Here is a 3,084-nt window from a genome sequence, read left to right on the forward strand (position 1 = left end):
GTCCCTGGTCGTGCACCTCGATGCGCACCAGCTCGCCGGCGCGGCGCACGCCAAGCAGCACGCGGCCGCGTGGCGTGTAGCGGATCGCGTTCGACAGGAAGTTCTGCAGGATGCGGCGCAGCAGGGCTTCGTCGCTGCGGACCACGGCGCGCGTGGCGACGCCGTCCAGCGCCAGCCCGCGGCCTTCGGCGACCATGCCGAATTCCCGCAGCAGCGTCTCCAGCAGGGGCGCCAGCGCGAAGTCGCGGACGCGGGTAGGCAGCGCACCGGATTCCAGGCGCGCGATGTCGAGCAGGCTGTTGAGGATCGCGTCCTGCGCGGCAAGCGCATTGTCGACATGGTCGGCGATGCGCCGCGCCTCGTCGTCGTGCAGGCGGCCGCGCAGGGCGGAGACGAACATGCGCGCGGCGTTCAACGGCTGCAGCAGGTCGTGCACCGCCGAGGCGACGAAGCGCGTCTTGTAGCGGTTGGCGTTCTCGGCGGCGCGGGTGGCGTCGGCGAGGGCGCGCGTGCGTTCCTCGACGCGGTGCTCCAGCGCATCCGCCAGCGAGCGCAACTCACGCGCGGCGTTCTTGTAGCTGGTGATGTCGGCGTAGCTGGTGACGAAGCCGCCGTCGGGCAACGGATTGCCGCGGATCTCCAGCACCACGCCATCGTCCTTCTCGCTCTCGCGCATGTGCGGCTTGCCGCTGCGCAGGTGGTCCAGGCGGCGCTGGATCGCCTCTTCGATGGGCCCCGGTCCCAACAGGCCGCGGCGGGCGTTGTGGCGGAACACGTCCTCGATCGGGCGGCCGACGTGGATCAGGTCCGGCGGGAAGCGGAACAGGTCCATGTAGCGCGAGTTCCAGGCCACCAGCCGCAGGTCGGCGTCGATGATGACCACGCCCTGCGGCAGGTGCTCGAGGCTGCGGCTCAGGCCGGCATCGGCGGAGCGTGCCGCCTCGACGATGCCATCCTGCGCGGTGCGCAGTTCCTGCGCGTGCTGCTGCAGCACGACCTCCAGTTCCTGCCGGCTGCGGCGCTGCAGCAGCGCGGTGCGGCGGCGCTGCTGCACGAACAGGGCCAGGAACGCCAGCGCCAGCCAGCCGCCACCGGCGGCAACGGCGGCGGCGCGTCCTGCCGCAGCGATGGCCGAGGCGTCGTGCAGCAGGTGCAGCTGCCAGCCTTCCTCGGGCAGGGCCTTCGATTGCCACAGCACGGCGCCCGTCCATGGCGGGTCGCGCATCTGCACGCGACGCGCGCCGTCCCCGGCCGCCGACAGGTCCTGCCAGCGAAGCGGCGTGAGCCTCTGCCGCGCGTATTGCCGCGTCGCGGCCAGCTCGCGCCGGTCGGCCTCGCTCAGGGGGCGCAGCGTGCGGTAGCGCCAGTCGTCCTGGCTGGCGAGGAAGACCACGCCGTGCGCGTCGCTGACGAGCACCACGTCGGGCGTCTGCAGCCACTCCTGTTCCAGCGCATCCAGGTCGATCTTGATGACGACCAGGCCGATGGTTCCGCCGTCGCCGTCCACGATCGCCTGCGACAGGAAATAGCCGGGCTCGCCCGTGGTCAGGCCGATGCCGTAGAACTGGCCCTGGCCGTCGCGCAGCGCCTGCTTCACGTAGGGACGGAAGCTGTAGTCCTCGCCGACATTGCTGGTCGGTTCGCGCCAGTTGCTCGCCGCCAGCGCGATGCCGCGGCGGTCGATCAGCGTGAGCGTCGATGAGCGGGTAACGCTGTTGGCGTCTTCCAGGCGCTGGTTGAGCGCATTGCGGCGCGCGTCGTCCACCGGCGACACCAGCGCGTCGCGCAGGTCGGGGTCCTGGGCCAGCATCTGCGGCAGCGTGCGGTAGCGGTCGATGCGTTGCTGCAACGCTTGCGCGTGCAGGTCGAGCTGGCGTTCCAGCTGCGCCGTCTCGGCCCGCTGCGCGCGCACGCCGGCCCCGTGGTAAGCCAGCGCCATGACCAGGGCGGCACCGCCCAGGATCGCCAGCACGACGAGCAGGATCCGGTGGAGGCGGCGGGTACGCAGCATGGCCGCAGTCTACGGGCGTGGCGCCGGCTGCGGACAGGCGCGGGAGCGGGCTAGTACCAATAGGTTATCGGTGCGGCGGCGGGGCAGGGGTACAACATGCCGGCCCCGGTTCCGTGGGCGACGCCATCCGTCCCGGAGTTCTCCCATGCATCTGGCCGATACCCCGTTCGCAACGCCGCCGAAGCAGCCGCTGTACAAGCAGCTGTACTTCCAGGTGATCGTGGCCATCGTGCTGGGCGCGACGCTGGGGCACTTCGAGCCCGCGCTGGCCGAATCGATGAAACCCCTGGGCGATGCCTTCATCAAGCTGGTGAAGATGATCATCGCGCCGGTGATCTTCCTGACCATCGTCACCGGCATCGCCGGCATGACCCACCTGCGCACGGTGGGCCGGGTGTTTGCCAAGGCGATGGCGTACTTCCTGTTCTTCTCCACGCTGGCGCTGGTGATCGGCATGATCGTCGCGCACGTGGTGCAGCCGGGCGCCGGCATGAACATCAACCCGGCCGACCTGGACCAGTCGGCGGTCAACGACTACGTGCAGAAATCGCACGAGCTTTCGCTGGTCGGCTTCCTGATGGACATCATCCCGAAGACGCTGGTCAGCCCGCTGGTGGGCGACAACATCCTGCAGGTGCTGTTCGTGGCGGTGCTGTTCGGCCTGTCGCTGGCGCTGGTCGGCGAGAAGGGCCGCCCGGTACTGAACCTGCTGGAGGCGCTGACCGCCCCGGTATTCCGCCTGGTGCACATCCTGATGCGCGCCGCGCCGATCGGTGCGTTCGGCGCCATCGCCTTCACCATCGGCAAGTACGGCGTCGGCATGCTGGTCAACCTCGCGTGRCTGGTCGGGTCGTTCTATCTCACCTCGCTGCTGTTCGTGATCGTGATCCTCGGGCTGGTGTCATGGTGGTGCGGCTTCTCGATCTTCCGCCTGATCCGCTACCTCAAGGCCGAACTGCTGCTGGTGCTCGGCACTTCGTCGTCCGAGTCCGCACTGCCGTCGCTGATGGAGAAGATGGAGCGCGCCGGTGCGTCGAAGTCCGTCGTCGGCCTGGTCGTGCCCACCGGATACT

The 3,084-nt window shown here is 69.6% G+C and carries 2 protein-coding genes; one reads left to right on the top strand and one right to left on the bottom strand.

The genetic code is table 11. From position 1 onward, the window contains the following. Window positions 1-2,008, bottom strand: a 2,008-nt coding sequence (locus AC04L7_RS15420) for a PAS-domain containing protein (protein WP_475513342.1), incomplete at its 3' end; no start/stop codon positions are given. A 148-nt stretch (window positions 2,009-2,156) separates the two neighbouring features. On the opposite strand from AC04L7_RS15420, the gene AC04L7_RS15425 reads away from it, so the two are divergent. After that, window positions 2,157-3,084: cation:dicarboxylate symporter family transporter (locus AC04L7_RS15425; RefSeq protein ID WP_475513343.1), on the top strand; the 928-nt coding region annotated here is incomplete at its 3' end.

Source organism: Pseudoxanthomonas sp. LjRoot204_2 (genome assembly GCF_056175765.1).